Origin of the sequence: Armatimonas sp. (assembly GCF_043757465.1) — a bacterium.
Lineage (GTDB): Bacteria > Armatimonadota > Armatimonadia > Armatimonadales > Armatimonadaceae > Armatimonas.
Window position 1 is genome coordinate 1 of the sequence record NZ_JAYVPL010000060.1, and the last position, 6,906, is coordinate 6,906.

General features: G+C 57.5%; 8 protein-coding genes and 1 pseudogene. 4 read left to right on the plus strand and 5 right to left on the minus strand.

Features of this window, described 5'->3' with window-relative positions:
- Window positions 1-212, minus strand: a pseudogene (locus tag ACH2ED_RS07730) (flagellar assembly protein H); the annotation flags it as partial.
- 147 nt (window positions 213-359) lie between these two features.
- Between ACH2ED_RS07730 and ACH2ED_RS07735 the strand changes: the two are divergent.
- Window positions 360-650, plus strand: a complete 291-nt coding sequence (locus ACH2ED_RS07735) for a putative quinol monooxygenase (protein WP_395089921.1) — start codon at window positions 360-362, stop codon at window positions 648-650.
- A 3-nt stretch (window positions 651-653) separates the two neighbouring features.
- Complete coding sequence (locus ACH2ED_RS07740) at window positions 654-1,694, plus strand: SMP-30/gluconolactonase/LRE family protein (protein ID WP_395089922.1); 1,041 nt, start codon at window positions 654-656, stop codon at window positions 1,692-1,694.
- Between the two features lie 86 nt (window positions 1,695-1,780).
- Here ACH2ED_RS07740 and ACH2ED_RS07745 read toward each other — a convergent pair whose 3' ends face one another.
- From ACH2ED_RS07745 to ACH2ED_RS07755, 3 genes are all read right to left on the minus strand, one after another.
- Window positions 1,781-3,058, minus strand: coding sequence for an aspartate aminotransferase family protein (locus ACH2ED_RS07745; protein WP_395089924.1), 1,278 nt, complete (start codon window positions 3,056-3,058; stop codon window positions 1,781-1,783).
- Window positions 3,059-3,156: 98 nt separating this feature from the next.
- Window positions 3,157-3,501, minus strand: coding sequence for a hypothetical protein (locus ACH2ED_RS07750; RefSeq protein ID WP_309693820.1), 345 nt, complete (start codon window positions 3,499-3,501; stop codon window positions 3,157-3,159).
- 5 nt (window positions 3,502-3,506) lie between these two features.
- A complete protein-coding gene (locus ACH2ED_RS07755) occupies window positions 3,507-3,743 on the minus strand; it encodes a hypothetical protein (protein ID WP_309693822.1) in 237 nt (78 codons plus the stop codon).
- Window positions 3,744-3,784: 41 nt separating this feature from the next.
- Between ACH2ED_RS07755 and ACH2ED_RS07760 the strand changes: the two genes are divergently transcribed.
- Complete coding sequence (locus ACH2ED_RS07760; protein ID WP_395089925.1) at window positions 3,785-4,651, plus strand: hypothetical protein; 867 nt, start codon at window positions 3,785-3,787, stop codon at window positions 4,649-4,651.
- Between the two features lie 35 nt (window positions 4,652-4,686).
- Window positions 4,687-5,649: an isoaspartyl peptidase/L-asparaginase family protein gene (locus ACH2ED_RS07765; protein WP_395089926.1), complete on the plus strand. Its 963-nt coding sequence runs from the start codon at window positions 4,687-4,689 to the stop codon at window positions 5,647-5,649.
- A gap of 7 nt (window positions 5,650-5,656) precedes the next feature.
- Here ACH2ED_RS07765 and ACH2ED_RS07770 read toward each other — a convergent pair whose 3' ends face one another.
- Window positions 5,657-6,280: a hypothetical protein gene (locus tag ACH2ED_RS07770; RefSeq protein ID WP_395089928.1), complete on the minus strand. Its 624-nt coding sequence runs from the start codon at window positions 6,278-6,280 to the stop codon at window positions 5,657-5,659.
- Between the last annotated feature and the right edge of the window lie 626 nt (window positions 6,281-6,906).

A 6,906-nucleotide genomic window follows, 5' to 3' on the forward strand; every position in this document is an offset into this window, starting at 1 on the left:
TCGCGTCCCTGGAACCGTGCCTTGACCACAATATCGGACTCGTAGCGTTTGCCCTCCGTGATGTCGGTGAAGACCTCTTTATCCAGAAACTCGATACTCGCCGTGTCCACATACGCCATCACATCGGGAAGAAACGCCTCGAAGAACTCGACGAAAAACGTCGTGAGTAGCTCCTTGAAGAGCCGGTCGTGGTCTATCGCTTCCTCGTTCACCGTTCCTGATCCTCGTTCATCTTCTGCCCGCTATTGTATCGCGCCTCGTGAAGTAAGCGGGTAAAACAGAAAGGCAATCGGTAAAATGGAGGAGGCCGCTTTAGCCACCCATCCCCAAAACGCCGCCCGTCAGGTAAAATGGGCGGCATGGTGATCATTGAAGTAACCTCGACCGTGCACCCCGACAAGCGCGCTGTGGCTCTCGAAGCCATGCGTGTGATGGGGGTGGAGACCCGCAAAGAGCCGGGCTGCCTGCACTACCGTTTTTATCAGGACATCGAAGACCCTAACACGTTCTTTGTCTACGAGCGCTGGACCGACGGTGCGGCGCTAGATGCCCACATGAAGACGCCACACATGGACGCTTTTCGTAAAGTCGTGCCGCCGTCTGTGGTTGGCCAGCCGATTTTTGCACGCTATGATTTGGAGGATAAATAACCTATGAACCGACGAAGTCTACTCACGGGCGCAGTGACGCTCACCGCCTCGGCTGCTTTGGCGCAGCAACAAGAGAAGGGCAATGCCTTCGACCGCTACAGCCCTGGTGCTGCGGTGATCCGCTACCCTGACCCCGATATTATCGCTCTCGACAAGCGCTACGAAGCGCTCAAGATCGGCAACACGCCGATTCAGCGGCTCCACACCGGCTCGATGTGGGCGGAGGGAGTGCTCTGGCATAGTGTCGGGCGCTACGTGCTCTGGTCGGACATTCCCAACTCTGTCCACCGCCGCTGGCTCTGGGAGGACGGCCACACGTCGGTGATCCGCGACTCCAACAACTCCAACGGCAACACGCTGGATCGGGAAGGGCGGCTCATCTCCTTCGAGCACCTCACCCGCCGGGTGGCCCGCCACGAGCACAACGGGAGCATCACCGTTCTGGCGTCTACGTTCAATGGAAAGCCCTTCAATGCCCCCAACGACGGTGCCGTACACCCCGACGGCGGCATCTGGTTCACCGACCCCGGCTATGGCTCGATGGGCTACTACGAGGGCATGAAGGGGCCGCTGGAGCTCAAAGAGGCCGTCTATCGCATTGACCCGAACACACTCAAAGTCGAGAAAGTTACCGACGAGCCTACCAAGCCCAACGGACTCTGCTTCTCACCCGACTACAAGAAACTCTACATCGCCGACACGGGCGATCCTCACTGCATCTGGGTCTTTGATGTGCAGAATGGAACAAAGCTGGGCAAGGCAAAAGAGTTCGCCAAGATGACCCTGGATGGTAAGACAGGCAACGCGGATGGTATCCGCTGCGATACCGAGGGCAATGTCTGGGCATCCGCAGGCTGGGTCGGAGCGGGCTTCGACGGCGTCCACACCTTCGCCCCCGATGGCACGCGCATTGGTCAGATTCTCCTACCCGAGATCGGCTCGAACCTGTGCTTCGGTGGCTCCAAGCGCAACCGGCTGTTTATTACGGCGGGCCAGTCGCTCTACTCGGTCTACGTCAACGCACAGGGCGCTCATTGGTGTTAGAAACCCCCTAACCCCCGCCCGGCGGGGGGACAAAATGGAATCCGATTCCGCATATCCCCCCCGTCGGACGGGGGATGGGGGGGAGGCTAATCCAGCAAGCTCAGGACATCCGCCGTGTCGGTGAGCGCACTATCGAAGGCCGCAATCACTCTCTCAATCTGCTCGTCGGTGATCACGAGGGGCGGCTGGACGCGCATGATCTTGGTGTTGTTGAGCGTGTAGGCCACGACCACGCCGTTTTCTACCAGAGAGCCGATGGTTAGCTTCTGGATGTCCGCGTCCGAGAACTCCACCCCGATCATCAGGCCACGCCCGCGAACGTCCATCACGAGCTTCGGGTGCTTGGCTTGAATTCCCTTGAGACCACTGAGTAGCTTCTCGCCTTTAACGCGGGCTTGCTCCGCGAGATTCTCCTCACGCATGATGGTGAGTGCGGTGATTCCTGCCACGCAGGCCGCCTCATTGCCACCGAACGTGCTGGTGTGCAGATACGGGTTCTCATGGAAAACGGCGTTCCAGACTTTCGCCGTTCCCACGATCGCGCCCACGGGCATCACGCCGCCGCCTAGCGACTTGGCAAGCGTCATGATATCGGGCGCGACATCCTCCCAGTTGCAGGCGAAGAACTTTCCCGTGCGGCAGAGGCCCGTCTGGACTTCATCCAGAATCAGCAGTGCCCCGTACTGGTCGGCGAGCTGGCGCGCGGCCTTGAGGTAGCCGTCGGGGGGAATCCGAATCCCGTTCTCCCCTTGAATGGGCTCCAATAAGATCGCCGCCGTCTCACTGTCCACGGCGGCAGTGAGCGCTGCGGTGTCACCAAACGGCACATGGGAGAACCCGGGAAGCAGGGGGGCAAAGGGGGTTTTGTAGCTATCTCTGCCCGATGCCGAGAGCGCTCCGAGTGTCTTGCCGTGATACGAGCCCTCTGCGGAGATAATCTTCGTGCGTCCCGAGGCCATGCGTGCGAACTTGATCGCGCCCTCCAGAGCCTCCGCGCCGGAGTTACAGATAAAACTGTACTGCAGGTCGCCGGGGGTAATTTCAGCCAGAAGCGCGGCGAGATCAGCGAGGGGCTTGTTTAAGAAAGTCTTGGACGAGAGCGGGAGGCGCTGCATCTGCTCGGTCACGGCGGCGACCACGCGCGGGTTTGCATGACCCAGTGAGAACGTGCCGTAGCCGCCTAGGCAGTCTATGTACTCGTTGCCGTGGATGTCTTTGAGTATGGCACCGCTGCCTTCCCACTCCACTTTATCGAAGCCCGCGATCTTTAGGAGAGCGAGGGCTGTGGGGTTGACGAATTTCTGGTACTTATCCGCGACATCGGCGGTGATAGAGTCAGCACGGGTGAGGGCATCTGCATCCATGCCAACTATGATACCCGACCTACCCCGACGCTCAAAAAAACAAAGACCTACGCTTTGCGCAGGCCTTGTCTGGTTTATGATTTTACGGCAGGGAGAGGCTAGCTGTCCGTGTCCGCATCATCGGAGTCATCGCCACCGATATCCATATCCTCGATATCAATATCCGCGGCAGTGATATTTTCGTCCATATCATCGAGCGAGATTTCGTCGGATTCCTCCGCTTCTTCTTCGTCCTCTTTGTCACTTAGCTCCGCGAGGCGCAGGTAGTTTGCCTGAGCCGCTGCGGCGCTCGACTTCGACCGAGCGTGGTCAGAGACAAAGTTGACGTTTACCTGGGCGTACCAGTTAGGGATCGTGGAGATCGGGATGCCCGTGACAGAACAGCGGACTTCCTTCACTTCCTGCTCATCGGCATCCAGAAGGTCTACAGTTTGATTACTCATAGTTTTTACAAAAGTTCGGTCGGCTTGCGTGGTTTAGTTGAGTGGGGAGCATTGGCTGTGGGCAGAAAGCCATTGACTAGCATCAGCACCCCTGCAACCAAGTAGAGCACCCACTCATAGCCCCGGTGCGCACGGCCCGGGTCAAAGACCATCTTGCCCTGCAAGATCAGTCCCGCAACACCGATGCCCAGCAAAATGATGCCAAGCAGGTTAAACGAGTTCCACCAGCGAATCTGTTTCATTATCGCCTCAATCTTACCAGTTTATCACAAGGAGTTTTTCTATGCACCAACGTGCCCAAGCACCAGTCCGTATTGACTTTGGCGGAGCCTGGACTGATGTTGATCTCTACGCCCAGGAATTTGGTGGTGTGGTCTTCAATGCCACAGTTAATCATTACGCCTCCGGCGAGCAAATCGTTTCCGACGAGGGGCTGCAAGTGCGCTATGGCTTTGAGCTTCCCACGGGCTCGGGCCTTGGAACCTCGGGGGCGCTGAATGTCTGCTGGTTCGGCCTGATCGGCGGCGGGGAAGACCGCCGCAGAGTCGCGGAGCAAGCCTACGCGCTGGAGGAGCTACTCGGGATTCTCGGAGGGCGGCAGGATCAGTACGCAGCGGCGTTTGGTGGCTTTAACCTCATGCGCTTTGGTGGCGGCGCAAGTGTCGAAGTCGAGAGCATTGCGCTCTCTCCTGAAACCGTGACCGCCCTTGAGAAACGCAGTGTGCTGGTCTACACGGGAACGCCTCGGCTCTCGGGCACTATTCATGAAAATGTCTGGGGTGCCTTTCGTAGCGGTCGCCCCGAGACGGTGGCCGCGTTTCACGGCCTGCGCGAGGTCGGCCTCGCGATGCCGGAGTCGCTCCAATCCGGCAATTTCACGGAGTTTGCGGCGCTGCTTGCGCAGAACTGGACGTGTCAGAAAAATCTAGATCCCAGTGTCTCCAATTCTCAAATCGAAAAACTCTTTACGATTGCCCACGCTGCCGGAGCGCTCGGCGGGAAAGCCTGTGGCGCAGGCGGTGGTGGCTGCCTGTACTTTGTGACTGAAGAAGGCCAGCAAGCCGCCGTCGCCAACGCACTCGTCGCCGCCGGAGCCCGCTACATCCCGTTCTTGTTCGAGAGCGAGGGGCTACGGGTCGCCGCCGGTTGAAAACCGGCGGCACCAACGCGGGTACAATCGGCGGTATGGGGAATTTAGACATTTCACGAAATGATGCCGCCGTCGTAGACGCTGTGCTGGTGATTCACGGGGGCGCGGGGACGATCTTAGAGGAGAACCTGACCGCTGCGCGTGAGGCGGCGTGCTATGCCGGGCTTGAGAAAGCGCTGAAGGTAGGCTACGCGCTATGGCAAGCGGGAGCCGATGCGCTGAGCATTGTGGAGGCAACCGTGCGCGTGCTCGAAGACGATCCCATCTTCAATGCGGGGCGTGGGGCGGTGCTCAACGATCAGGGAATCGCGGAGCTGGACGCGTCGATCATGCGCGGCGTGGATCGGATGGCGGGGGCGATTACGGGCGTCACGACCATCAAAAATCCCATCACGCTGGCCCGTGCCGTGCTAGAGAAGACGTCGTTTGTCTTCCTCTCAGGCTTGGGAGCCGAGGAGCTGGCGGCGACTTTGGAGGAAGTCGAGATCGTCGGACAGGACTACTTCTTCACCGACGAGCGCTGGAAGCAGCTCCAAGCGCAGCGAGCCAGCAATAGCGTCTCGCTCTCCGAGGACAATAAATTTGGCACGGTAGGAGCGGTGGCGCGCTGCAAAGAGAATCATCTGGCGGCGGCGACCAGCACGGGTGGGATGACCAACAAACGCCACGGGCGCATCGGAGATAGTCCCATGATCGGTGCGGGAACTTGGGCCGATGACGCGACCTGCGCCGTCTCCGCGACAGGTCATGGGGAGTTCTTTATCCGCGCCGCCGTCGCGCACGAAATCTCGGCCCGGATGCGCCACGCCAAAGAGAGCGTGAGTGTTGCCGCAGACGGGGTGATCCATGAGGAACTGATGACAATGGGCGGCTCAGGCGGGGTGATCGCGCTTGCGGCCAATGGGGATGCAGCGCTCCCGTTTAACACAGCGGGAATGTACCGAGGGGTGATCGCCGCCGACGGCACCCTCGCGACGGCGATCTACGGGAAACGATAAACGTCTCCTAAAAAACGATATAGGTACCATCCGTGCGAAGCACGCCGACCCCGATCATTTGCTCACCAGGCGTCCCCGATGGTGTCAAGTTAAGCTTAAACTGATCTAGCTTCGACCAGTCCGGTGTCCCGAGAGAGTCCAGCTCCTTGCTACTGACATCAAACGAGAAGCGAACGTAGAGGGAGAGACGCTCGCGGAGCTTCTCGGGGAGTGTGGAGAGCTTCATCTCTAGGGATTCGCCACGCTCCCGGGCTTGCTTTTGTTTGGGGGTAAGAGAGTCCAAAACCTCACCCATCAGCTCCGCCGAGAGAGTTCGTCGCGCGACCAGATCGGGCGGTAGGTTCTGTCCCTCAAAGTCCTCCCGCGCTGCTTGCCTTGCGCTTCGCTTGAGATTAATCTCAGGCGTCGCGTTAAAGAGTCGCCCAATGGCTTCCATCAGGGTGGGGATACGAAGCTGAGGAGCACACACCACCACGCGTTGCGTGGCGAGCTCGGGCGAGATACGAACGGGGTGTCCGGCTTTTGTCAGCTCTCTGCCAAGAACCTGCAAGGAAACGGCAGTTGTCTCAATACTATACTCTGGGAGATCCGCAACCAGTGATTCTAAACCTTTTGGGAAAAAAACTTCCACTTTGCCTTCACGTTGCCAGGTAAAAGGGTACTCCGGTTTCAGCTCTCCACGCCGTATCCCTGCTCCGTTCTGGCGCCTCAATAAGTAAATTCCATTTTTAAGCTCGATGGTATACCTGTTTGTCGTGCAAAGATTTTTCAGAGCTACATTTAATGGAACGTCTGAGAGGGATTTTTGATCGATATAAGCCATCTCGTTCGCATAGATATCAGCAATAATAGCTATATTGTATTTTTCGGACAATAAATGAACTGCCTGAGTAAATTTGTTTTCTGGCAAGATTGAGGGAGCATTGTTTGTCTGCCCGATACAGAAGATCGCTATTGAGGTCAAAAGAAGCATGGTACGTCTCCCTCCTCCGGTTTAAGGAGAACCGGAGGAGCTATATCAACATTAATATCTGTCTATCCACCAATAAGAAGGAGGACTATCTACTGCCCGCTAGGAGGAGGCTCCTCTATTGGTAACTCTGTTCCCAACCAAATAGTATAAACCATTTGTGCTATTTCAAATTGTCACCAAATTACAGAAATATGCAAATTTCTGCAAGTAACGTCATTAGATACCTCTTTCTTAACCAAATAGCGACAGTATGACAAAAAAATGCCAACTCATAGCGGGAGGCC

Bases quoted from the DNA above. Each gene is read 5' to 3' on its own strand.
- ACH2ED_RS07755 (WP_309693822.1), bottom strand. From the start codon at position 3,743: ATGAAACAGATTCGCTGGTGGAACTCGTTTAACCTGCTTGGCATCATT.
- ACH2ED_RS07740 (WP_395089922.1), top strand. From the start codon at position 654: ATGAACCGACGAAGTCTACTCACGGGCGCAGTGACGCTCACCGCCTCG.
- ACH2ED_RS07745 (WP_395089924.1), bottom strand. From the start codon at position 3,058: ATGGATGCAGATGCCCTCACCCGTGCTGACTCTATCACCGCCGATGTC.
- ACH2ED_RS07750 (WP_309693820.1), bottom strand. From the start codon at position 3,501: ATGAGTAATCAAACTGTAGACCTTCTGGATGCCGATGAGCAGGAAGTG.
- ACH2ED_RS07760 (WP_395089925.1), top strand. From the start codon at position 3,785: ATGCACCAACGTGCCCAAGCACCAGTCCGTATTGACTTTGGCGGAGCC.
- ACH2ED_RS07735 (WP_395089921.1), top strand. From the start codon at position 360: ATGGTGATCATTGAAGTAACCTCGACCGTGCACCCCGACAAGCGCGCT.
- ACH2ED_RS07765 (WP_395089926.1), top strand. From the start codon at position 4,687: ATGGGGAATTTAGACATTTCACGAAATGATGCCGCCGTCGTAGACGCT.